Source organism: Rhodococcus sp. SB1D, from assembly GCF_048573875.1.
GTDB lineage: Bacteria > Actinomycetota > Actinomycetes > Mycobacteriales > Mycobacteriaceae > Rhodococcus_F > Rhodococcus_F qingshengii.
The window spans coordinates 65537-87794 of the sequence record NZ_JBMAIQ010000017.1 but is presented as its reverse complement, the minus strand read 5'-3'; the positions used below and the strand labels follow the sequence as shown (position 1 = coordinate 87794).

Below are 22258 nucleotides of genomic sequence, written 5' to 3'. Positions count from 1 at the left end.
TTATACTCGAACATGCGTTCGAGTCAAGAGCGTTTTCGAATCTTCGGCTTCTCGCAAAGCTGCAAGAGTGCATCCGTTGTCCGCAAACGTGTTTCGTCGGGACGGAGGAGGTCGTCGAGTACGGCGACCGGTGCGGTGGGGTAAGGTCGCCGATTTTCGAGCTTTGGTTGGAGAAGGTGGTCGGTGTTTGACCGTGCGGGCACACGGGTAACCCGCTCCGGATGCCGTCAGCGTGAGGGGGCCGTGAGTGGACGAGTCACACAAGATCCGTCGCCGATCGTTTGTTCAAGGGCTTGGCCTGCTGGCCGGTCTGAGCGCGTTGTCCGCTGGATCAGCGACGGCTCGACCACCTGATGTCGATCCACTGCGCCCGTTCCAACTTCCGTCGCCCCGTCTGGAACCGTTTCGGGAGACCCTTCCTGTCCTGCCGGGCATTTCGGGTGGCAACCTGGAGCTTCGTGCGGCATCGTCGATGCACCGATTCCATCCGGACCTACCGTCGTCGCCGTCGCTGGGTTACGGCGGAATGGATTATCTGGGCCCCACCGTCGAGGCGCACGTCGATCAGCTCGTCACAGTCCGATATGCCAATGACATTTCTGCGTATCCGCTTGCCGCGGATGTCGATCCGGGTCTGCACGGCGTCAGCGACCTCGACCGCACACAGGTCCCAACCTCGCTTCACCTGCACGGAGGAGTTACTGCACCGCAGTTCGACGGGCATCCGGAGCTGATCCAGCGTCCGGGCGAAGGTTTGGTTCACGAATACGCGAATGGTCGTGCCGCCGGCAATCTTTGGTATCACGATCACGCCATGGGAATGACGCGCCTCAACGTCTACGCCGGGCTGGTCGGGATGTATTTTCTCCGTGACGACGCAGATACAGGCACCACCGGGAATTCTCTCGGCTTGCCGTCCGGCGAATTCGAGCTTCCGATGATTCTGCAGGACAAGGTCTTCACCTCCGACGGTCAACAGAGTGTCCGTTCCACGTGGCTCACTCCGCAAGGTTCATGGGATCCGGCGACCCCCGGTGACGTTGGCGTGGTGAACGGCGTCGTGTGGCCGAAAGTGGAGGTTGCCCGCGGCCTGTATCGATTGCGACTGCTCAACGCCGCAACCTATTCGGTGTGGAATCTGCATTTCGCAAATCGTATGCGGTTCTGGGTGATCGGGTCCGAAGGCGGTTTACTGGCCGCCCCGGCGCCGACGGATCACGTTCGGTTGAGTCCGGGTGAGCGCGCTGATCTGCTTGTCGACTTCAGTATGCTCGAGCCGGGCACGACGGTGGAATTGCGCAACGACGAACCGGTACCCCTTGCGGTGGCGCAACGCGGCACACAGGTGATGCCGGTCTTCTGTCGGTTCGACGTGGGCAGCGCAAAGGGATTCACCGGCTCGATCCCGCAGCAGCTGAATTCCGTTGCTGCCGAACCGGCGTCCCCGGATATGGTGCGAAATCTCACGATCATGCAGCTGTCGCGTCCCTCGGATTACCCGTCGATCACTATGTCGCTCAACAATTTGCGGTTCACTGATTCAGATATCGAACTGCCGCGTCAGGGAACCATCGAGCAATGGAATTTGATCAACATCACCACAGAACCGCATCCGATTCATCTGCATCTGGTGGCGTTCCGCGTTGTGGGGCGCCAGAACATCGACACTGCAGCGCTCATGCAGCGGTATCCGGTACCTGACCTGGGAGTCCGGTGGACGCCGTCGGCAGAGGAATTCGTGACCTCTTCGCTGCGGCCTCCCGAAGTGTGGGAAACGGGGGAGAAGGACACGGTCATCGTGGATGCCAACTCGATCACCCGCGTGATCGTGCGCTTTCCGACGGCCGACGAGTTGGGCTTCGATCCGGATGCAACTTTCGCGAGAGGTTCCATGGCAGATCACTCGGCACACGGAGAAGTCGGCATGGGGGACCTTCAGGGGTACGTCTGGCACTGCCACATGCTCGATCACGAAGACCACGACATGATGTTGCGATATCGGGTGGTGACGTAGCCTTCAAGGGGAGAAAAGTTCCCAGAGGAGGCAGCTGTGTCGGAAGGTGCGCCCACCGGGCCCCTGGACGGATATCGGGTGATTGAACTCGGAACCTTGATCGCCGGGCCCTTCGCCGGGAAACTGCTCGGCGACATGGGCGCCGACGTGATCAAGATCGAATCGCCGGACCGCCCGGACCCGCTTCGTACCTGGGGTCAGGCCGAGCAGGACGGTCATCGATTCTTCTGGACGGTTCACGCCCGCAACAAGCGGTGTGTGACGTTGGACCTTCGCGTCGACGCGGGACGAGACCTGTTTCTGAATCTGATCGAACATGCCGATGTGGTGGTCGAGAACTTCCGGCCGGGCACCCTCGAGAAGTGGGGCCTGGGATTCGACGTTCTCAGTGCGCGCAATCCGAAGTTGGTGTTGGCCAGGGTATCCGGTTACGGGCAGAGCGGACCGCAAGCCAAGAGCGCCGGCTACGCCTCGGTTGCCGAAGCGGTCAGCGGATTTCGGCATCTGAACGGTTATCCAGGGCAGGCGCCTCCGCGTATTGCCCTTTCGCTCGGAGATTCTCTCGGCGGGATGTTCGCCGTTCAGGGAGTGCTGGCGGCGTTGCTCTCACGAGAGCGGACCGGCCGTGGTCAGGTGGTCGACGTTGCCCTCACGGAATCCTGTCTGGCGGTGCAGGAATCCACGATCCCGGATTACGATCGGGGCGGGATCATCCGGCAGCCCTCGGGAACGAGATTGGAGGGTATTGCGCCGTCCAACATCTATCAGACCTCTGAAGGAAACTGGGTGGTGATCGCAGCCAATCAGGACACGCTCTTCGTGCGTCTGTGCACCATCATGGGGCGACCGGAACTAGCGCATGACGACCGCTTCTCCAATCATGTTGCGCGTGGCAAACATCAGGACGAGCTCGACGAACTGATCAGTGCCTGGGTCGCGCTCCAAGATCCCACCAGCCTGGTGGAACGCCTCACCGAAGTGGGAGTTGTTGCCGGGCCGATCAATACGGTTGAAGATGTCGTCAAGGATCCGCAGCTGATCGAGCGGGGGATGCTCGTCGACCACTACGACGAGCGGATCGGTGAAAACGTCCTCGGCTTGGGCGTCGTGCCTACCTTCAGTGAGACACCCGGATCCGTGCGCAACGCGGGAGCGTCGGCGCCGGGTCACGACAACTCCTCGGTGTGGGGCGGGCTCCTCGGACTCTCGGACGACGAGCAGGCAGAACTGAAGATGAAGGGCGTGATCTGACATGTCGGTACCTGGCGTGGGTATTCCAGCAGTCAGTATTCGTGAAGTCGGACCACGGGACGGGTTGCAGATCGAAGACCCGGTGTCGCTGGCGGAGAAACTTCGTCTTGTCGACGCTCTGGCTGCGACGGGTGTTTCGCGTATCGAGGCGACGTCGTTCGTCTCACCGCGCGCTGTGCCGGCGTTGGCCGACGCGGAATTGTTGGCAGCAGAACTGCACCAGTGGCCCGGCATCGAGTTCTCGGCATTGGTCGCCGGAATCGGTGGAGCGAAACGGGCCGTCGCCGCAGGAATGAAAACCGTCGAATATGTTGTGTCGGCATCGAATGGCCACAGCGAGGCCAACACTCGGTCGACGACGGAGCAAGCGACCGAACGTATCGGAGAGGTCGTCCGGATCGTCCACGACGCCGGAGGACGGGTGGAGGTCATCGTGGCCACAGCCTGGGACTGTCCGTTCGACGGTCCAACCGACCCGGATCGTGTTCTGCGGATTGCGGAGCAGGCCAAGGAGTTCGGTGCTGATCAGTTCTCGATCGCAGATACCATCGGCACTGCCACGCCGGGACGTGTCGGACGATTGATCGACGCTGTGGGCGAAAGAGTAGGTGACTTCGGCTTGGGTGCGCACTTCCACAACACGCGTGGCGCTGGTCTTGCGTGCGCGTTTGCGGCTGTGCAGCACGGTGTTCGAAACCTCGACGCGTCCACCGGAGGTCTCGGTGGTTGTCCGTTCGCTCCCGGTGCCAGTGGCAATATCGCGACGGAGGAACTGGTCTACATGCTCGAAGACATGGGCATCGCGACAGGTATCGACCTGGATGCGAGCATTCGTGCCGCTGCCGTTGCAGAGGAGATAGTGGGCCATACGGTTCCCAGTAATCTTCTCCGCGCCGGCGATCGGAAGCGGTAGGGACCTTTACTCTTCTCGGTTGGGTGATGCCAGCTGCAGTTTGACCAGCTGCTCGTGCGCCGCGGCCGGCCAACCGATGCGCTGCTTCTCCAGATACCATGCACCGGCGGCAAATGCGATCGCGAGGACGATCCAGATCGCGACGCTTCCGATCTGAGAGCCCAGGTCGCTCGATGAGGACACTTCGCCCGTGCTGTAGTCGTATTCCGTTGTCGTGGTGATTCCCTCTACTGCGAATGTCCACAGAATCGGAAGGGCACACAGTGCGGCGAGGGCACGTGCGACATGCGCTGGACGCAGTTCGAAGATCATTCATTTCTCCTGGTGATCGACCCGGTGAATCTCACTCTCCTCGAAAGCTATTCGGGTTCGACGGCGCTGTCTGTAGTCGGATCGACGGACATGGACGAGGTGCCGAGCTCTCCCCGGTCCCCCTGCCGTAGCAGCTGCATTCCGTTGTGATCGAACTCGATTCGTCGAACGTCTTCAGTGTCGACCAGCATCGTGGCCATAGCGGTACGCCGAGGTGGAAGGATCCGTATGGTCACTTTTCCTCGCGTGATCGCGGTGAGTTCCCGGACGATGCTCGAGTGGATTCGGTCGCGCACGTCGGCGTTCGCGCCATCCATTCCGTGGTCGTCGAGCAGGACCACTTCGACGCCGCGGTTTCGAGCGGCACGCACAGCATCGATGACATCTGTTTGTTGTAAGCCTGTCGCCCTCAGCGAATCTCGGAGTTGCGCCTCGAGGAGTTCGCATTCTTGCCGCTCGGTGGTTGTCAGTGGAACCCCGGAAGCGACCCGTTCGAGGAGCGGGCGTGCAAGGACATCGAGCCTGTCGAGTTGCGCGTCGCGTTCCTCGAGAATCGCAGCACTGGCGGATGCGGAGGCAATTCGTTGGGTGGACTGCTCACGAAGTTCGTAGATAACCCTGGCTTGAGGACGGATGGTGTATGCGAAGAAGGTCGACATCAGAACAGGGCCCGCGTTGATGACCGTCAACGACACTCCGTACATGGCCCCCTGGCCGGTGGTGGAGGACCAGATGGCGGTCGCCAACACCATGAGTCCAAGCCCGAGCCACGCGAGTGCTGTACGCCCACGAACGCACATGAAGGTGAAGACTGCCGTCGACATCCCGAACATCCAGAGTTGAGTCATGTCGTTGACGGGGACGGGAACCACTGACAACACCAGGCCGCTCGTGACGGCGCCGGTCAGAGACACCAGAACGCTCTGCCCCAGCGGCATCGGGTCGCCTCTGCTCAGTACGAGTGTGAAAGCCGCAGTCGAGCACACGATAATTGCCAAGATCATCGGCCAGACTGCGCGGACGTCGGAGGATGTGTAGGCGACCGAGATCACGCAGGTGAGCGCGAAGCATGCAGCCATGAATCGAGCAGCACGGCTGTGCATGCCGAGAAGATCGCGGACATCTCGTCCGTCCGGCCTGGTCATGTCATCACCGCTACGGGCAAGCTCAACGTCAGAGTCACCGAAGTGCCGCGGCCGGGTGACGATCGAATGGTTGCCGATCCGCCGTCGAGTTGACGCATTCTGCCGCGGATGCTGACAGTGATTCCGAGGCGATGCGTCTCGACGGAGCTCGGATCGAAGCCGACGCCGTCGTCGGTGACGACTACTTCGAGGTGGGTGGCGGTTGCCGTGACCGTGACCGAACGCCGTGCACTGCTTCCGGCGTGTTTGACGCTGTTGCGCAGTGCCTCGGCCATCGCACCGGCCATCGCACGAATCGAGTCGGGTGCGTATCCGCTCGGATCAGACCCGTCGGAGAGGGCGGTCTCGAACGTGATGTTTTCGTCCACTTCCGAAGCGGCTGAACGCAACTGAGCGAGGATTCCGTCGAAGTCGAAACTCGTCTCGTGGTCGGTTCCGGAGCGCAGTTCGTCGAGTCTTGCCACCGTCCTTCGCGCCTGAGCGACGACCGAGGGATCGGCGTCGTTTCTCGAAGCAGCGAGCAGAGTCGACATCACGGTGTCGTGGATGAGTGCGTCGAATCTCTCGCGTTCGACGGATTTGGCCTCGGCCGCGGCGGCGCCGGCGGCAGCGGCATGAGTGGTGGCGATGGTCGCATCCAGTACTCGTCCGGTTCGCAAGGCCATGACGGCCGCTGCTACGAAAACCGCGCAGAATGTCCAGGCGAAGGCGAGGTCGGGAACCAACAGGTGCGTCGTGGGACTCGTCCGGATTATGTGATTGGTCAACTGTGCGAGTGTTGCCACTACGAAAAGGTGCACGACGGCAGCGGCCGGTCGCCAAGCTGCAGCGGCAGCAAGGCTGGCGACGCCGGGGAAATTGGAAATCCACAAGGTGAAATCTGTGACGTGGTCACCATTCCACGCCGGCCACCACAGGAGGATGACCACGACGTAGAGAACCGCATTTGCGCTCGCAGTTCGTTTCACCCATCGGGTGTCGGCGTGGAACGTCGATGCTCCCAGCGCCAGCCCACTACCGAAAGTCGCGACCACCGCCAGTGGAGTCCACCACGACGCAGACATCGTGGTGGCTTCTGCAATCGCAGGGGCAAGCAATATCAAATAGCAGACATAGCCGGCGCCGATGAAGCGGCCGAAGAGCCTCAGAATTTCGTCAGAAGCACTGGCTGTTTTGTCGAAAGCAACTCTGTCGATCAGAGTTCGTCGATCGTCACTATCTGATCTTGTATCGCTCGCACGAGTAATTCGCATTTCGTCGGTGCGTTCCTTCCAACGTCGGCATACTTCTCGCGAATCCGCGACAGGTGGGTCCCCACCGTTCCCACGCTGATGTAGAGGTTTTGAGCAACGCGTGACTTCGAATCACTCAGTAGCCATTCCCTGAGAACCTCGATTTCGCGCTCCGAAAGGTGCGGTCCTACGGGATCCTGTGCCATGCAGTTTTCCACAGTGACTGTCATGAGTTTCGTCCTTACTTCTCTGTAGCGGAATGACAGACCCCCGACAGTGCCGTCTTCTTGTCAGATGAATGTAATTCGAAGAGGGAAATTTTTCCCAGACATCAATTCCTCTGCCCATATTTTCAGGGGCAGCGCTGTGAGAGTTATTGTTGCCGAACCTCATTGTTAGTCAAAGTCAGCTTTTTTCCGGAAGTAGGCCGTTCAGGAATTGGTAACACCCCGTCTTCGACCGCGCGTTTGTACAAATCCGTTTTTGTCGGTGCGGGTCGTCCGACAGCCGCATATTTCTGCCTGATGCGCTGGAGGTAGTCGTTAACCGTCTGCGGCGCCAAACCGGTGAGTCGCGCAACTCGATCCGCCTTCTCTCCGGATGCGTAAAGTTCGAGGACCTCGAGTTGTCGAGGGCTCAGACCCACTTCGTCGAGACCTGGATCCCCGTCGATTGCGGCAGCCCACTCTGTCGTCACCACCTGCCTTCCCGACGCGGCGGCGCGTATCGCATCAACCACGACGGCAGTCGGTTCGGACTTGCGTACAACACCCAGTACGCCGGCACGGGCGGCCGAGCGAACGAGGTACGGGTTTTCCGCCCCGGTGAAGATCAATGTCTCGAGCCCGGCGGACCGCAGTTGCTCGACATTGCTCTTGGGCGATGACCCGTCGGCCAGTCGGAGGTCGAGGATTGCCAGATCCAAGGCGACGTTCTGAGCGAGCATCTCGGACACAGTGGTCGCGATGCACACCAATTCGAGGTCCGGCTCGTCCTCGAGCATCACGGACACGCCGATTGCTACCGACTCGTGGTCTTCCACCAACCCGACACGGCGGTGTGGAAATGCTGTTTGCTCTGGCATAGCGATTGTTTCCCTCCGCTCGATGCGAGGACGTTATCAGGCAGAGCTGACTGACCGGTATGTTACGTGTCAAGATTTGAAGTCAGCCTGGACTGTTTTACGTTTCGGCTCTACAGTTGTCTTGTGACCGAGACCACTTCCGATGCGAAAGTAAGCCGTACCCAGGCCGAACGTACAGCGGCGATGCGTGGGCGCCTCCTCGACGCCGCCGTCGAATCGTTGGTCGAGCTGGGCTACGCACGGACCAGCACGCAAGAGATCGCCCGCCGCGCAGGCGTCTCGCGGGGTACGCAACTGCATCATTTTCCGACCAAGGAATCGCTGGTCGTTGCGGCCGTCGAGTATCTGGTCGACAAGCGGCTGGAAGAAATCCTCACCGCTGAAGTGGATCGTGGTCGAGGCCTCGAGGTCCTGTCGGACGCGTTCTCCGGGCCGCTGTTCTATGCCGCCCTCGAATTGTGGGTCGCGGCGCGGACCGATCCCGTTCTGCATGCGGCGACGGTGCCCCTCGAACGCAAGGTGAGTGAGGCGCTCGAGTTCGGCAGCGCCGAGTTGTTCGGTGATCGGTTCGATTCCGAGTCGGTCGAACTCACCATCGAACTCGTTCGTGGGCTTGCCGTCTCAGCCCTGTTTCGTACATCCGAAGCCGACGACGCGCTCAGAGCGCGACTGTTGCCGGCCTGGCAATCCCGAGTGGAGAAGAAGTGAAGCTTCCCGAACATGTCGAAACGCTGATCGTCGGTGCCGGATTTGCCGGTATGGGCTTGGCCGCCAGAATGCTTCGCGACAATCGCGCTGCAGACGTCGTGTTGATCGAGCGTGGAGCTGACATCGGCGGCACTTGGCGCGACAACACCTATCCAGGCTGTGCCTGTGACGTGCCGACGGCGTTGTACTCGTATTCTTTTGCGCCGAGCGCCGATTGGAGTCATACCTTTGCTCGTCAACCCGAGATCTACAACTATCTGAAGAAGGTGGCCGCAGACACCGGCATCGTGGAACGCGTAGTCCTGAACTGCGAACTCGAAGCTGCTGTGTGGGACGAGGATGCGGTGCTGTGGCGTATTCGGACATCTCGAGGGTCGTTGACGGCCAAAGCTCTGGTCGCCGCGACCGGAGCGTTGTCGACGCCCAAGATCCCGGATTTCCCCGGCCTCGACCAATTCTCGGGGACCACTTTCCATTCGGCGACGTGGAACCACGAACATGAACTGCGTGGTGAGCGCGTAGCCGTGATCGGAACGGGAGCGTCGGCGGTTCAGTTCGTTCCCGAAATTGCCGACCCTGCTGCCCATGTCACCGTGTTCCAGCGAACTCCGGCCTGGGTGATTCCGCGGATGGATCGCACCCTGCCTGCTGCACAGAAGGCCGTGTACTCGCGGATTCCCGTTACACAGAAGGTGATTCGAGGGTGGGTTTACGGCTTCCGCGAGCTACTCGGTGCCGCGATGTCGCACGCGACGTGGGTGCTGCCTGCCTTCGAGGCGGCCGCGCGCCTTCATCTGCGCAGACAGGTGAAAGATCCGGAGTTGCGCCGGAAACTGACTCCCGATTTCACGATCGGTTGCAAGCGCATGCTTCTGTCCAACGACTGGTTGCGCACCCTTGACCGCGCGGACGTGAGTCTGGTCGACAGTGGGCTCGTCTCGGTCACCGAAAACGGAGTGGTCGACGGAAGCGGCGTCGAGCACAAGGTCGACACCATCATCTTCGCCACGGGGTTCACGCCGACGGAACCGCCTGTTGCGCATCTGATCACCGGAAAACGTGGCGAGACGCTGGCCGCACATTGGAACGGTAGTCCCAACGCGTACAAGGGTACTGCGGTCAGCGGGTTCCCGAATCTGTTCCTCATGTACGGTCCGAACACCAACCTCGGACACAGTTCGATCGTGTACATGCTCGAGTCCCAGGCCGAGTACGTCAACGACGCCTTGAACACCATGAAGCGAGAGCGGATCGATGCCCTCGACGTGAACGAGACGGTGCAGGTGCACTACAACAAGGGAATTCAGCACGAGTTGCAGCACACGGTGTGGAACAAGGGCGGATGCTCGAGTTGGTACATCGATCCGGAGGGGCGCAACTCGGTGCAGTGGCCGACGTTCACTTTCAAATTCCGTTCGCTGCTGGAGCATTTCGATCGGGAGAACTACTCCGCTCGCAAGATCGAAAGCGTCGAGGCATGACCGCGACGCACTACGACGTGGTGGTTATCGGTTCGGGATTCGGTGGCAGTGTCGCCGCTCTTCGCCTGACGGAGAAGGGCTACCGTGTCGGGGTGCTCGAAGCCGGTCGACGGTTTGCCGACGACGAGTTGCCCGAAACCAGTTGGAGACTTCGAAAGTACCTGTGGGCGCCGTGGATCGGATGTTATGGGGTTCAGCGCATCCATCTTCTTCCGGATGTGCTCGTGATGGCGGGGGCCGGCGTCGGAGGTGGGTCGTTGAACTACGCCAACACGTTGTATCAGCCACCCAATCGGTTCTTCGAAGACCGTCAGTGGGCGCACATCACTGACTGGCACGACGAACTGGCGCCGTACTACGACCAGGCCAAACGGATGTTGGGTGTTCGCACCAATCCGTCCTTCACTCCTGCCGATGCGGTGATGAAGGACGTAGCCGAAGAGATGGGCGTGGGGGAGACCTTCACGTCCACCCCCGTCGGGGTTTTCTTCGGGGAGGCAGGAGTTTCCGTGCCGGACCCGTTCTTCGGCGGAAAAGGACCCGAACGCACAGGTTGCACGGAATGCGGGGGATGTATGACCGGTTGCCGAGTCGGTGCGAAGAACACGCTGGTCAAGAACTACCTCCATCTCGCCGAGCAAGCGGGCGCCAGGGTTCATCCGCTCACGACCGTCACCGACCTTCGGCCGGCGGCAAGCGGTGGTTACCGCCTGCTCGCGAGGCGAACGGACGGCGTCCGCCGGCGAGAAGTTCGGTTCACCGCCGATCAGGTGGTGGTTGCCGCCGGAACGTACGGAACGGCGAGACTGCTGCTCGGTATGAAGGAATCCGGTGCCCTGCCGGGCCTGTCGGACACTCTCGGCACCGTCGTACGTACCAATTCCGAAGCCGTACTGGCCGCAACGTCGAAGTCGCGTCGACGGAACTTCACGCAGGGTGTAGCGATCACGTCGTCCTTTCACCCGGATGATCACACGCACATCGAGCCGGTGCGATACGGCAAGGGCAGCAATGCAATAGGACTTCTGCAGACCGTCCTGAGTGACGGCGGTGGGCGAACTCCCCGGGTGCTGAAGACTCTGGCAGTCGCGGCCCGGCACCCAGGAGCGTTCTTGCGATCGTTGTCGGTACGGAACTGGTCCGAGCGAACCGTCATCGCGCTGGTGATGCAGACCGACGACAACTCCCTCGAACTTTCCAAGAACATCAAACGATTCGGGCGCTCCCTCACCAGTAGACCGGGACCGGGCGATCCACCTCCTCAGTGGATTCCGCAGGGTCATACAGCTATTCGCAAGGTCGCCGAGAAGATCGACGGCGACCCGGGTGGTTCCATCGCCGAGATCGTGAACATCCCGATGACGGCACACTTTCTGGGTGGCTGCGCGATCGGTGACAGCGCGTCGAGTGGCGTCGTCGATCCGTATCTGCGTGCATACGGTCATGAGGGACTGCACGTCATGGACGGTTCGGTGGTGAGCGCAAATCTCGGGGTGAATCCTTCCCTGACCATCACTGCGCAGGCGGAACGAGCGTGCGCGATGTGGCCGAACAAGGGTGGCGCGGACGCCCGCCCGAAGACCGGCGAGCCATACGTACGTATCGATCCGACTTTGCCGTCCGATCCGGTGGTGCCGACGCATGCACCAGGCGCTTTGCGGCTTCCCCTGACCGTTCGAGCTGAGAAGGTGTCCGATGTGGAGCGTGCCTGAATCGACAAGTGACCGCGTCGACTGGCCGGTGAGTGATCCGCCGCCGTGGCCGGCTCGCGTTCGCGCGACACTGTGGTGGCACCGCAGTACGTCGGCGGCGCGGGAGCTCGGCCCGGATGGTCGAACGATTCCGATGACGGTGGCCATGATGGTGGACTACCTCGATTCGCCGGTCGGCCCGTATCGCGAGATCCTCGCCAGTCCGGTCTTGCATGCGCCAGGGAAACGGATCGGGCCTATGCCGCGGATGGCGGTCCCTTTCATCGCGGTGGATTCGGAACCGTCGGTGCACGGTGGGCGAGTCCACTGGCAACTACCCAAGGTTCTGGCCGAGTTCGACGGAGACGTGCAGCAGAAATTCACTGCAACCGGCGACGGTTGGCGGGTGCGTTCGGATACGCGGATGCTCGGGCCGCGTCTGCCGATTGCCGGGGCGTTGGGATTTGCGCAGCCGGAGTCCGGTGGAAGTCTGGCGATCGCGTCGGCAAGGCTGACGGGATCGTTCCGATACGCGCGCGTGAGCGTCGAGGCAGAGGGGCAGACCCTGCCGGACTGGTTGGCTGCGGGCACCCATCACGGCGTCGTGATTCTGGGCGGAAAAATGACTACGGGAGCGGCCAGGCGTCGGTAACGGGGGTTTGACCTGCGAAAAGCGACCAAGGCCGCCCGTCAGTGACCGGGCGGCCTTGGTCGTGTGGTGTGAAAGTCAGGTGTCGACGTCCCACAGGCGCCTCTCGGCGGGTGGTCGCTCGCAGCGACAAAAGGGGTGGGGCCCGGGGCTTGTTCGGACGCCGACAGGGTGTTCAACGGCGGTCTCCCCGGATTTGTTCCCGTCCTTGATATGTGACACCGGTCTCGATTCAACTTAGGCAATCCTTTTCTTGACTAATTCCAGAAAAGCGGCATACTGGGAAACATGCGAGACGGAGAGCATGACTTCGACCCCCGAGCGCAATTGCGCGCCGTCGGGTTGAGGGTCACTGCTCCGCGCCTCGCCGTGCTGGATGCGGTTACAGCCCAACCGCATTCAGACGCCGATTCTGTTGCAGCACTCGTGCGGCAGCAGCTCGGATCGGTATCCACACAGGCCGTTTACGACGTGCTGAAGGCATGCGTGAACGCAGGATTGCTGCGACGCATCGAGCCGGCGGGTTCGCCCGCACGGTTCGAGACGAGGACTGGTGACAACCACCATCACCTCGTCTGTCGCGGCTGCGGCAAGGTCGTCGACGTCGATTGTGTTGTCGGCCAAGCTCCCTGCCTCGAACCTTCCGATAATCACGGCTTCGAAATCGACGAAGCCGAGGTCGTGTTCTGGGGCCGTTGCGAAGATTGCCTGAAGAATTCTGCCGAATCCGACACCGAGTCGGACGCGGTCTCGCAGAATCGAATTGATGCGTCCAGAACCTCCGAGTCAGCCACCTCGCATGCAGCCCATGCGTTCGACTCGGATGCAGCCCCGCTCCTCTGACGCCCAGCCCACAACGCTAGGAGGCTTCGCCATGACCAAGCCCACCACCAACAATTTCGGTATCGCGGTCGCAAGTGATGACGAATCGCTGACCGCGGGTATTCAGGGGCCGGTGCTCCTTCACGACCACTACCTGATCGAGAAGCTCGCGCAGTTCAACCGCGAGCGTGTCCCGGAGCGCATCGTCCACGCCAAGGGCGGCGGCGCTTTCGGTGAACTCGTCATCACACACGACGTCAGCAAGTACACCAAGGCCGCGTTCCTGCAGCCGGGTAAGAAGACCGAGTCCCTCGTCCGCTTCTCCACCGTCGCCGGTGAGCAGGGCAGCCCGGACACCTGGCGCGATCCGCGCGGTTTTGCGATGAAGTTCTACACCGAAGAGGGAAACTACGACCTCGTCGGCAACAACACCCCGGTGTTCTTCATCAAGGACGCCATCAAGTTCCCCGACTTCATTCGTTCGCAGAAGCGACTGCCCGGCTCCGGTCTTCGTGACCACGACATGCAGTGGGACTTCTGGACTCTGCGTCCCGAGACCGCTCACCAGGTGACCTGGCTGATGGGTGACCGCGGTATCCCGAAGACCTGGCGCAACATGGACGGCTTCGGATCGCACACCTACCAGTGGGTCAACGCTGCGGGTGAACGCTTCTGGGTGAAGTACCACTTCAAGACCGATCAGGGCATCGAGTTCCTGACGCAGGCCGAAGCAGACAGCCTCGCCGGTAGCGATCCCGACTACCACCGCGCGGATCTGTACAACGCCATCGAGGCCGGTAATTTCCCGAGCTGGACACTCAAGGTTCAGATCATGCCGGTCGACGAGGCCGAAGGCTACCGCTTCAACCCGTTCGACCTCACCAAGGTCTGGTCCCAGAAGGACTACCCACTGATCGAGGTCGGCAAGTGGACGCTGAACCGCAACCCGGAGAACTTCTTCGCGCAGATCGAGCAGGCATCCTTCGAGCCGTCGAACGTGGTGCCCGGCATCGGATTCAGCCCGGACAAGATGCTTCTCGGTCGCGTCTTCTCCTACGCCGACGCACATCGTTACCGCATCGGCACCAACTACGCCGACCTGCCGGTCAACGCGCCGAAGAACGAGGTGAACTCCTACTCCAAGGAGGGCGCCATGCGTTACAGCTTCAATTCCCCGTCGACGCCGGTGTACGCACCGAACTCGTACGGCGGACCGCATGCCGATCCGTCGGTTGCCGGTGACGAAGGACTGTGGGCATTCGACGGCAAGGCAGTGCGCGCCGGATACATCGAGCACGCCGAGGACGGCGACTTCACGCAGGCCGGAACGCTGGTCCGTGAAGTTCTCGACGACGCAGCTCGTGAGCGCCTGGTGAGCAACATCGTCGGCCACGCCCTTGCCGGCGTCAGCGAAGAAGTTCTGCTGCGTGTCTTCGAGTACTGGAAGAACGTCGACGCAGATTTGGGCAAGCGCGTCGAAGAAGGTGTACGCGCAGGTCAGTGACCCGCTGACATGAGCATCGCCTAGGTCTACCGAATGCGGACCGCTGCAAGGGAAATCACTTCCCGGCAGCGGTCCGTTTCCGTCTACCCAACTACAGAAGCGCAAACCAATAGACGAAGCATGCGAGAAGGAATACAACGACTGACTCCATGACGACACCCCTGTTCGACGTGCACTTCTGCTGTTCGCACTCTCCATGATCCGCTTCTCGAGCTGAGAATGCTCGGGGCACAAGTTTCGCGAACCGAGGTGTTGGGCAGTCAATTCCCATGGCAATAGGTGCGGTTCTCTTCGACATCGACGGAACGCTCGTCGATTCCAACTATCTGCACGTAGAAGCGTGGTCGCGAGCTTTCTTCGAGGTAGGTCGCCCGGTCGACGCGTGGCGGGTACACCGCAGCATCGGCATGGACGGAGACCAACTACTGGAGTCCTTGCTCGGCGAAGACATCGACGGGTGCGGACCGCGAGCCAAAGAACTTCACACCACGTACTACCGGCAGTCGGCCGACCGTCTCCGAGTACTGCCGGGAGCGCGCGAGTTGATCCGCCGAGTTCACTCGCTCGGACTGCACGTGGTGCTCGCTACCTCGGCGCCGGACGACGAACTGAAGTTGCTACGCCGGACGCTCGACATCGACGAAATGATCTACGCCGCCACCTCTTCGGAATCCGTCGACGAGGCCAAACCTGATCCGGACCTGATCGAGGTCGCGCTCGCGAAGGCAGGTGTCGACGCGGGCAATGCAGTCATGGTCGGGGATGCCGTCTGGGACATGAAGGCGGCGACATGGGCGGGCGTTGTGGCTGTGGGAGTGCGCAGCGGCGGCATGTCGACCGACGAACTCGAAGGTGCGGGTGCGGCTGCCGTGTACGACGACGCCCGCGACCTCCTCGACCACCTCGACGGCAGTGTGATTTCCGAACTCGTTTCAGGCCTAGACACCGGGAGTTGATCAGTGATGGCACGATTCGGCTACACCTTGATGACGGAGCAGGCAGGTCCGAAAGAACTGGTTCGCCATGCAGTTCGGGCCGAAGAAGTCGGCTTCGACTTCGAAGTGATGAGTGATCACTACTCGCCGTGGCTGACCGAGCAGGGGCATGCACCCTACGCCTGGTCGGTGCTGGGGGCAGTCGCCCACGCCACCGAGCGAGTCGGTTTGATGACGTACGTGACTTGTCCGACCGTGAGGTACCACCCCGCCGTCGTCGCTCAGAAAGCTGCGACGATCCAGATCCTCGCGGACGGACGCTTCACCCTGGGATTGGGAAGTGGCGAGAGCCTGAACGAGCATGTGGTCGGCGAGGGTTGGCCGTCCATCGACACCCGCCAGGACATGCTGCAGGAGGCGGTGAGCATCATTCGCGCACTGCTCGCCGGAGATCTGGTGAGCTGGAAGGGGGAGTACTTCGACGTCCAGTCCGCCAGGATCTGGGATCTCCCCGAGAACCCGGTTCCGCTGGCGCTGGCCATGTCCGGAGACAAGTCCGTCGAGCGTTTCGGTCCGATGGCCGACGATCTGATTGCCGTGCAACCGGATTCGGAGCTAGTGCACTTGTGGAAGCACGTGCACGGCCGAGCATACGGATTGGCTCCCGCAGGCCGGACCATCGGTCAGATTCCGATCTCGTGGGACCCTGATCGCGACACGGCAATTGCACGAGCTCATCAGCAGTTCCGGTGGTTCGGCGGAGGGTGGTCCGTGAACTCCGAACTGCCGACGCCGGCGAGCTTCTCGGGTGCGACTCAGTTCGTGCGCAAAGAGGATGTAGCTGAAAGCATTCCGTGTGGTCCCGATCTCGATGTGATCGTCGAAGCGGTCAAGGCATACACGGACGCCGGATTCACCGATGTGGCACTGGTACAGATCGGGGGAGATACCCAAGACCGATTCTTCGACGAGGCGGCCAAGCCGCTGCTCGAGGCTCTGCACGTCGAATTGGGTTGATCGAGAAGATCAATCGAGTTCCGCCGAGTGGGCTCTTGTCGAGTCGCGCGCTACCGCCGTGCAGCCTCGCCTGCTGCGCGACGAGGGCCAGTCCCAAACCGCTTCCGGCGTCGCCCGCACCGGTACCACGAACAAATCGTTCGAACATCGCTTCGCGTTCCGAAGGCGCGATCACGGTGCCGTTGTCGTCGACGAATACCGTCGCCGAACCGGTCGCAGCCCCTGATCGGACGGTGATCTCGACTTCGTCGGCATTGCCGTGCCGAACGGAATTGGTGACGGCGTTGGTCAGCACCAGACGGATACCCGCGGGAAAGGCCTGAACCGAAAGTTCTTCCGGTGCTTTCAAACGAACGTCGACCTGCGGGTGCAGACGGCCTGCGTCAGCGACGGCGCGATCGGCAACCTCCACGAGATCGACGTCGGCACAATCCTCGGGATCGGCCACGTCACCCAGGGCTAGTGTCTCGAGGTCGGTCAGGGTGCGCTCGATCTGGCGCTGCGCTTCCAATAACTCGCCGGACAGTTCGCGCCGTTGGCTTTCCGTGAGATCGAGTGTTGCGAGAACTTCCAGATCGGTACGCATCGACGTGAGAGGTGTGCGTAGTTCGTGGGCGGAGACGCGAGCGAAATCGCGTGCCGACTCCAACGCCTCCTCGGTGCGGCTTCTATCGGTTTCGATGCGACTGAGCATGCTGTGGATTGCCTCCGACAGTTCTTCGGCTTCGCGCGTTCCACGCACCGACGGTGCCCGGCGCGAGAGTCCTTCGACGTCGAGGTTGTTGCCGATCGAACTGGTGGTCTCGGTCAATTGCTGTAGTGGCCGGACGGCTCGGCCGGTGAGGAACCAACCAAGCCCGGCCGCGGCAAGGATGGCGACCACTGCTGCAGCGGCCACTTGGAACTGCTGTTCACGGATTGCCTGTGTCAGTGGGTCTTCGGGGATGCTGACGGCCAGTGCGGCGCCGCTGTCGCCGGGCACCAGAACATCACGACTGCGAACATCGGTGGTAGCCAAGGCGCTGACGGTCGCGGCGTTGAATCCAGGGCTGACTACGGATGGTTCTGTTGTTGCAGTTGGTGTTTCGATGAATAGCGGACTCGGCGCACTCGCTGCGACGCCCAAGGTGACGGAATCGAGAGTGCGTTCGAGTTGTTCGGATCCGTTGACGCGCAGAAAGACCGCGAACGCAATTCCGATCGCGGCAATCACGATTCCGGCGGCCAGACCCGAGGCGATGGCTACGCGAGTCTGAAGTGACAGTGGCCGCTTCATCGTTCGGCCCTCAGGACGAAGCCCACTCCGCGCACGGTGTGGATCACGCGGGGCGCTCCGTCGACTTCGAGTTTCTTGCGTAGATAGGTGACAAAGACGTCGACGACATTGGTGTCGGCAGCGAAGTCGTAACCCCAGACGAGTCGCAGGAGTTGTGCGCGACTGAGTACGACACCGGCATGCTCGGCGAGTACCGACAACAGGTCGAACTCTCTTTTGGTGAGTTCGATTCGCCTACCGTCGATGTGCGCTCGATGGCCACGGAGATCGACCGTCAGCGGTCCCACCGTGATCGGATGGTCGACCGACGGGGTGGCTCGCGTCGTGCGTCGTAGCAATGCGCGCAGTCTGGCGACAAGCTCGGCCAATTCGAAGGGCTTGGTGAGGTAGTCGTCGGCGCCCGCCTCCAGCCCTGCGATGCGATCACCCACGGAACTTCGGGCGCTGAGTACGCAGATCGGAACCTCGTTGCCGATCGCGCGCAGGGCGGTCACCACGCCGACGCCGTCGAGGCCGGGCATGTTGACGTCGAGAACGAGCGCGGCCGGGCATTGCTTGTTCACCGATGACAAGGCCGATCGTCCGTCGACGGCAGTTGCCGTGTCGAAGCCCGACAATCGGAGTCCACGTTCGAGCGAATTCAGAACCTTCGCGTCGTCGTCAACGATCAGGATGCGCTCGCGTGTACTCACCCCAGCCATGGTGCCATCGGATCAAGGCCTGGGGCCTCGCTCGGAGCGAGGGCCGTCGCATTCTCATCAACTCCTAAGAAACCGACAACAGATCTGCAGTGTTGGCTTCATAACCTCGGGTTTCTCGGATGCGACCGCGCCGAGAACTCGAGAACGTTCGATCAAGGAGAACTACGATGACGCGATTGAAAGTGAACGGCAAGCGGGCCCGCCGGACCGGTGTGGTGGTGGCGTCCGTGGCGGTCCTCGGTATGGCAGTGGCGCCGGGAATCGCCTGGGCTTCCAATCCGATTTCCGACGGGTCACCGGTGGCGGTGCGGTCGATCGCGACCGCTCCGTCCGAGTTGGGTGTGGCTCCCGAAGTAGCGTGTGGTGTCGCGGCGCCGATTTCCGACGAGGAGCTGCAGAAGCTCATCGACGAGGGGAAGGTCGTGCGCGCGGAGGAGGCCGGTACGGCCGCAGTCACTATCGAAGTGCCGAGCGAAGCTGCGACATTCGTTGCGCGTGAAGGGGTGCCGGCGTTGCCGACCGTCGAATGGGCTCCGACCACCGAAGGTGTTCCGGCAGAGGTGCTCGACATGGCCGGTGTCGCTCCGCTGGAGGAAGGCGTTGCCCTGTCATGCACGGTTGCCGCGGGCTGACGAGCGAAAAAAGCTCCGCATGAACCGCTTTGACCTGGAACGGTACGGCCGTACTCAACTGGGTCTGGAGGTTGGTCAAGCCTGTCGGTAGCACTTGCTACGTTCGGGGCGGTCTCGGCGAGCATGCCGGGGCCGTCGCCGACGGCGTCATGTGTGTGGTGTCTTGCAGAGGGTGCGGTACGGCCTGATGCGGGGCGCGTTTCGAAAGGTGTTGTGTTTCATGGTCATGGGCCCCACCCACGCGATGTCCGGTGCTGCTGTGGGGTTGGTGGTTGCGGAGTTGTTGCCTCTCGACTGGGGAGGGCCCACATCCACTGCGGAAACTTTGACCTTTGCCGGAGTGTGTGCCGGAGCCGCCTTGCTTCCCGACCTCGATACCGGTCAGTCGACGGTTTCGCGATCATTCGGTCCGCTCAGCAAGGCTCTGGCCAAAGGCATCGACGCAATTTCGGTGACCTTCTACCGCATCACCAAAGGCAAGAAGGACGGCAAGCGTCGTGGTGGGCATCGGACGCTCACGCACACCGCGCTGTTCGCCGCCGGGTTGGGTGCCGGGGTCTCGGCGCTGGTTGTTCAGTTCGGGAAGCCAGCCATCATCATCACCCTGTTCTTCTGCCTCGGGTTGGCCATCCGTGGATTGGCGGGTGAATTGGCCAAGGAGAAGGGTTGGCTCGCGGTCTCCGCCGTTGCGTTGGTGCTCTCTGCCCTCACCTGGCAGTGGTATCCGAGTGAGGCTGGATCCACGGGGCTAGGTGTTGCGGTGGCCTTGGGCTGCGCCACGCACTGTCTCGGCGATGCGATCACTAAGGAAGGGGTGCCGTTTCTCGCGCCCCTGATTCCGCTCGGCGGCAAACGATGGTGGGAACAACGGCTGCCGTCATTCCTGTCCATCCGTGCAGGTGGGAACCTCGAGAAGATCCTGATCGGGCCGGCGTTGACGGTTCTGACTGCCTGGTTGATCATCAGTGCGTTCGACGGTGCCCCGGAAGCGATCTACGCGGTCTTCGCTCCGATGGTGCAGTGAGCTTCGGAAAACTTTTATTACGGAACCACTGGCATCGTAATCATATTTGTTCTACGTTCGTCCCTGACATGAACCGAGTCGGCTGACGGAGTGAGCAGTGGTGCATCAAGCAGAGCGCATGGCAGAGCACAGCTCGAGCGAAGACGGTGTGAGCCGGCGCGGATTTCTCGCAGCGAGTGCCGGCGCAGCTGCTCTCGCGGGCATTTCCTGGGCGCCGGCTGGAGCAGTTCCCTGGGGTTCGGCATCGACCATCGCGCCACCGCCCGGATTTCCGTCGGACATTCCGTTGTCACAGCAGGCGTACGCGAACTGGTCGCGAGAAATCATGCTCGACAGCGTGTGGACGGCCACGGCACGTCACAGCGACGACGTGGTCACCCTCGCCAACTGGGCGTTCGACAACGGGTACACAGTGCGTGCGAAGGGAACGATGCACGGGTGGAGCCCGTTGACGGTGGTGCCCGGCGCGCCTTCGGATCGAGTTCTGCTGGTCGATACGATGGCCAACTTGAATTCGGTTGTGGTGCAGCACGGCACGCCCGCAACGGTCACGGCGGGCGCCGGCGCCAGTATCGAAGCGATTCTGACAGCGCTCGAGCGAGAAGGGCTCGGCTGGGCCAACTCTCCGGCGATCGGTGAGCTGTCCATCGCCGGCGCGCTGGCGATCGGTGCTCACGGGGCAACCTATCCGGCGGTGGGGGAGACGATCACCCCTGGTCAATCGTATGGTTCGCTGAGCAACCTGATCACCGAGATCACGGTGGTGGCGTGGGACGAAGGCATCAATCGGTACGCACTGAAGACATTTCACCGATCGGACGTCGAGAGCACCGCCTTCCTGACCCATCTGGGTCGAACCTTCGTCACCTCCGTGACGCTGCAAGCCGGGGAGAATTATCGGCTGCGGTGCCAGAGTTTCACCGACATTCCGTGGCAAGAACTCTTTGCTGCTCCCGGTTCGCCAGGGCGTACCTACGAGAGTTTCGTCGAGAAATCCGGACGGGTGGAAGCAATCTGGTTCCCGTTCACGCAAACACCGTGGCTCAAGGTCTGGACACCGACCCCGGTCAAACCGCCGGAGTCCCGAGAGGTGAGCGGGCCGTACAACTACTTCTTCTCCGACGCGATTCCCGAAGAAGTCACCACCCCGTTGGGGATGGTGGCACAGGGTCTCCAAGCTGCGACGCCGCTGTTCGGCGCCTCTCAGTTCGGCGCTGTAGCAGCAGGATTGGTGCTGACCGACACCGACGATCTCTGGGGTTGGTCGAAAGACGTTCTGTTCTACCTCCGGCACACGACCTTGCGCGTCGTAGCCGGGGGCGGGGCCGTGATCACCAAGCGGTCCAACATCGGCCGAGTCGTCCACGAGATGACGAGTTGGCTGAACGAACGAATGACGCACTACGCGTCGCTGGGGCAGTATCCCGTCAACATGCCGTTCGAAGTGCGTCTCTGCGGTGTCGACGATGACGGCGAGGTGTTGGTCGACAGCGCCGGAGCGCCGGACCTGTCAGCGGTGCGGCCGCGGGCGGATCGTCAGGACTGGGACACAGCGATCTGGATGAACGTGGTCTCGATTCCCGGCACCGCGGGATTGCCTGCCTTCCTTCGCGAAATGGAACGGTGGATGGTCGCGAACTACTCCGGCGATTACGCGACCTTCCGTCCGGAGTGGTCCAAGGGGTGGGCATTCACCGATCAGGCGGCGTACCAGGACGACGAATTTCTCACCAGCACAGTGCCTGCCACCTTTCGTGCCGGTGGCGACGGGAATTGGGACTTCGCTCTCGCCACTCTCGACGAACACGACCCGCACCGCGTATTCAGCAATACGTTCCTCGACCGCGTATTGCCACCCAGCTGAATC

Annotated in this window: 21 protein-coding genes; 14 read left to right on the top strand and 7 right to left on the bottom strand. The window is 61.7% G+C overall.

All coding sequences use genetic code 11. From position 1 onward, the window contains the following. Window positions 1-247 precede the first annotated feature (247 nt). From ACN50D_RS28365 to ACN50D_RS28355, 3 genes are read left to right on the top strand one after another with little or no spacing between them, the layout of a single operon-like run. On the top strand, window positions 248-2014 hold the full coding sequence (locus ACN50D_RS28365; protein ID WP_042446618.1) for a multicopper oxidase family protein: 1767 nt from the start codon (window positions 248-250) through the stop codon (window positions 2012-2014). Window positions 2015-2050: 36 nt separating this feature from the next. Further along, window positions 2051-3265, top strand: coding sequence for a CaiB/BaiF CoA transferase family protein (locus ACN50D_RS28360; RefSeq protein ID WP_007732303.1), 1215 nt, complete (start codon window positions 2051-2053; stop codon window positions 3263-3265). 16 nt (window positions 3266-3281) lie between these two features. Further along, on the top strand, window positions 3282-4178 hold the full coding sequence (locus tag ACN50D_RS28355; RefSeq protein ID WP_370852725.1) for a hydroxymethylglutaryl-CoA lyase: 897 nt from the start codon (window positions 3282-3284) through the stop codon (window positions 4176-4178). Between the two features lie 6 nt (window positions 4179-4184). Here ACN50D_RS28355 and ACN50D_RS28350 read toward each other — a convergent pair whose 3' ends face one another. The 5 genes from ACN50D_RS28350 to ACN50D_RS28330 all read right to left on the bottom strand — a co-directional run bounded on the left by ACN50D_RS28350 (window position 4185) and on the right by ACN50D_RS28330 (window position 7951). Further along, window positions 4185-4490 (bottom strand): hypothetical protein, encoded by a 306-nt coding sequence (locus ACN50D_RS28350; RefSeq protein WP_007732306.1) that lies wholly within the window; start codon window positions 4488-4490, stop codon window positions 4185-4187. A gap of 47 nt (window positions 4491-4537) precedes the next feature. Then, window positions 4538-5635, bottom strand: a complete 1098-nt coding sequence (locus ACN50D_RS28345; protein ID WP_065351825.1) for a hypothetical protein — start codon at window positions 5633-5635, stop codon at window positions 4538-4540. After that, window positions 5632-6699: a sensor histidine kinase gene (locus tag ACN50D_RS28340; RefSeq protein WP_042446628.1), complete on the bottom strand. Its 1068-nt coding sequence runs from the start codon at window positions 6697-6699 to the stop codon at window positions 5632-5634. The genes ACN50D_RS28345 and ACN50D_RS28340 overlap by 4 nt, the downstream gene beginning before the upstream one ends. A 131-nt stretch (window positions 6700-6830) precedes the next feature. Beyond that, entirely contained in the window at window positions 6831-7073 is a 243-nt protein-coding gene (locus ACN50D_RS28335; protein ID WP_003943509.1) for a LuxR C-terminal-related transcriptional regulator, read from the bottom strand. 167 nt (window positions 7074-7240) lie between these two features. After that, the gene (locus ACN50D_RS28330; protein WP_050656944.1) at window positions 7241-7951 is read right to left on the bottom strand and encodes a response regulator transcription factor; all 711 of its coding nucleotides are present in this window, start codon (window positions 7949-7951) and stop codon (window positions 7241-7243) included. 183 nt (window positions 7952-8134) lie between these two features. Here ACN50D_RS28330 and ACN50D_RS28325 point away from each other — a divergent pair, with 183 nt between their 5' ends. The 8 genes from ACN50D_RS28325 to ACN50D_RS28290 all read left to right on the top strand — a co-directional run bounded on the left by ACN50D_RS28325 (window position 8135) and on the right by ACN50D_RS28290 (window position 16758). After that, window positions 8135-8659, top strand: a complete 525-nt coding sequence (locus ACN50D_RS28325; protein WP_202427151.1) for a TetR/AcrR family transcriptional regulator — start codon at window positions 8135-8137, stop codon at window positions 8657-8659. Next, window positions 8656-10140, top strand: coding sequence for a flavin-containing monooxygenase (locus ACN50D_RS28320; RefSeq protein WP_212633860.1), 1485 nt, complete (start codon window positions 8656-8658; stop codon window positions 10138-10140). The genes ACN50D_RS28325 and ACN50D_RS28320 overlap by 4 nt, the downstream gene beginning before the upstream one ends. Further along, the gene (locus ACN50D_RS28315) at window positions 10137-11852 is read left to right on the top strand and encodes a GMC oxidoreductase (RefSeq protein WP_212633861.1); all 1716 of its coding nucleotides are present in this window, start codon (window positions 10137-10139) and stop codon (window positions 11850-11852) included. The genes ACN50D_RS28320 and ACN50D_RS28315 overlap by 4 nt, the downstream gene beginning before the upstream one ends. Continuing rightward, on the top strand, window positions 11836-12483 hold the full coding sequence (locus ACN50D_RS28310; RefSeq protein ID WP_125050239.1) for a hypothetical protein: 648 nt from the start codon (window positions 11836-11838) through the stop codon (window positions 12481-12483). Before ACN50D_RS28315 ends, ACN50D_RS28310 begins: the two co-directional genes overlap by 17 nt. Before the next feature lie 285 nt (window positions 12484-12768). After that, window positions 12769-13323, top strand: a complete 555-nt coding sequence (locus ACN50D_RS28305) for a Fur family transcriptional regulator (RefSeq protein ID WP_003943517.1) — start codon at window positions 12769-12771, stop codon at window positions 13321-13323. A 31-nt stretch (window positions 13324-13354) separates the two neighbouring features. After that, window positions 13355-14806, top strand: coding sequence for a catalase (locus ACN50D_RS28300; RefSeq protein ID WP_003943483.1), 1452 nt, complete (start codon window positions 13355-13357; stop codon window positions 14804-14806). Window positions 14807-15075: 269 nt separating this feature from the next. Next, on the top strand, window positions 15076-15762 hold the full coding sequence (locus tag ACN50D_RS28295) for an HAD family hydrolase (RefSeq protein WP_003943463.1): 687 nt from the start codon (window positions 15076-15078) through the stop codon (window positions 15760-15762). A gap of 6 nt (window positions 15763-15768) precedes the next feature. Beyond that, on the top strand, window positions 15769-16758 hold the full coding sequence (locus ACN50D_RS28290) for an LLM class F420-dependent oxidoreductase (protein WP_007732341.1): 990 nt from the start codon (window positions 15769-15771) through the stop codon (window positions 16756-16758). Here the strand turns inward: ACN50D_RS28290 and ACN50D_RS28285 are convergent. Continuing rightward, complete coding sequence (locus ACN50D_RS28285) at window positions 16655-18034, bottom strand: sensor histidine kinase (protein ID WP_212633862.1); 1380 nt, start codon at window positions 18032-18034, stop codon at window positions 16655-16657. The genes ACN50D_RS28290 and ACN50D_RS28285 overlap by 104 nt on opposite strands. Then, window positions 18031-18735 carry a response regulator transcription factor gene (locus ACN50D_RS28280; protein ID WP_003943475.1) on the bottom strand — a complete coding sequence of 235 codons (705 nt, stop codon included), beginning with the start codon at window positions 18733-18735 and terminating at the stop codon, window positions 18031-18033. Before ACN50D_RS28280 ends, ACN50D_RS28285 begins: the two co-directional genes overlap by 4 nt. A 167-nt stretch (window positions 18736-18902) precedes the next feature. Here ACN50D_RS28280 and ACN50D_RS28275 point away from each other — a divergent pair, with 167 nt between their 5' ends. From ACN50D_RS28275 to ACN50D_RS28265, 3 genes are all read left to right on the top strand, one after another. Further along, complete coding sequence (locus tag ACN50D_RS28275) at window positions 18903-19367, top strand: hypothetical protein (RefSeq protein ID WP_050656940.1); 465 nt, start codon at window positions 18903-18905, stop codon at window positions 19365-19367. Between the two features lie 220 nt (window positions 19368-19587). Further along, complete coding sequence (locus tag ACN50D_RS28270; protein WP_007732353.1) at window positions 19588-20391, top strand: metal-dependent hydrolase; 804 nt, start codon at window positions 19588-19590, stop codon at window positions 20389-20391. 118 nt (window positions 20392-20509) lie between these two features. Next, entirely contained in the window at window positions 20510-22255 is a 1746-nt protein-coding gene (locus ACN50D_RS28265) for a cholesterol oxidase substrate-binding domain-containing protein (protein ID WP_180279539.1), read from the top strand. Window positions 22256-22258 lie beyond the last annotated feature (3 nt).

Excerpts from the sequence above, each read along its gene's own strand:
- ACN50D_RS28350 (WP_007732306.1), bottom strand. The coding sequence starts at position 4,490 with ATGATCTTCGAACTGCGTCCAGCGCATGTCGCACGTGCCCTCGCCGCA.
- ACN50D_RS28345 (WP_065351825.1), bottom strand. The coding sequence starts at position 5,635 with ATGACCAGGCCGGACGGACGAGATGTCCGCGATCTTCTCGGCATGCAC.
- ACN50D_RS28340 (WP_042446628.1), bottom strand. The coding sequence starts at position 6,699 with ATGTCTGCGTCGTGGTGGACTCCACTGGCGGTGGTCGCGACTTTCGGT.
- ACN50D_RS28335 (WP_003943509.1), bottom strand. The coding sequence starts at position 7,073 with ATGGCACAGGATCCCGTAGGACCGCACCTTTCGGAGCGCGAAATCGAG.
- ACN50D_RS28330 (WP_050656944.1), bottom strand. The coding sequence starts at position 7,951 with ATGCCAGAGCAAACAGCATTTCCACACCGCCGTGTCGGGTTGGTGGAA.
- ACN50D_RS28325 (WP_202427151.1), top strand. The coding sequence starts at position 8,135 with ATGCGTGGGCGCCTCCTCGACGCCGCCGTCGAATCGTTGGTCGAGCTG.
- ACN50D_RS28315 (WP_212633861.1), top strand. The coding sequence starts at position 10,137 with ATGACCGCGACGCACTACGACGTGGTGGTTATCGGTTCGGGATTCGGT.
- ACN50D_RS28310 (WP_125050239.1), top strand. The coding sequence starts at position 11,836 with ATGTGGAGCGTGCCTGAATCGACAAGTGACCGCGTCGACTGGCCGGTG.
- ACN50D_RS28305 (WP_003943517.1), top strand. The coding sequence starts at position 12,769 with ATGCGAGACGGAGAGCATGACTTCGACCCCCGAGCGCAATTGCGCGCC.
- ACN50D_RS28300 (WP_003943483.1), top strand. The coding sequence starts at position 13,355 with ATGACCAAGCCCACCACCAACAATTTCGGTATCGCGGTCGCAAGTGAT.
- ACN50D_RS28295 (WP_003943463.1), top strand. The coding sequence starts at position 15,076 with ATGGCAATAGGTGCGGTTCTCTTCGACATCGACGGAACGCTCGTCGAT.
- ACN50D_RS28290 (WP_007732341.1), top strand. The coding sequence starts at position 15,769 with ATGGCACGATTCGGCTACACCTTGATGACGGAGCAGGCAGGTCCGAAA.
- ACN50D_RS28285 (WP_212633862.1), bottom strand. The coding sequence starts at position 18,034 with ATGAAGCGGCCACTGTCACTTCAGACTCGCGTAGCCATCGCCTCGGGT.
- ACN50D_RS28280 (WP_003943475.1), bottom strand. The coding sequence starts at position 18,735 with ATGGCTGGGGTGAGTACACGCGAGCGCATCCTGATCGTTGACGACGAC.
- ACN50D_RS28275 (WP_050656940.1), top strand. The coding sequence starts at position 18,903 with ATGACGCGATTGAAAGTGAACGGCAAGCGGGCCCGCCGGACCGGTGTG.
- ACN50D_RS28270 (WP_007732353.1), top strand. The coding sequence starts at position 19,588 with ATGGTCATGGGCCCCACCCACGCGATGTCCGGTGCTGCTGTGGGGTTG.
- ACN50D_RS28265 (WP_180279539.1), top strand. The coding sequence starts at position 20,510 with ATGGCAGAGCACAGCTCGAGCGAAGACGGTGTGAGCCGGCGCGGATTT.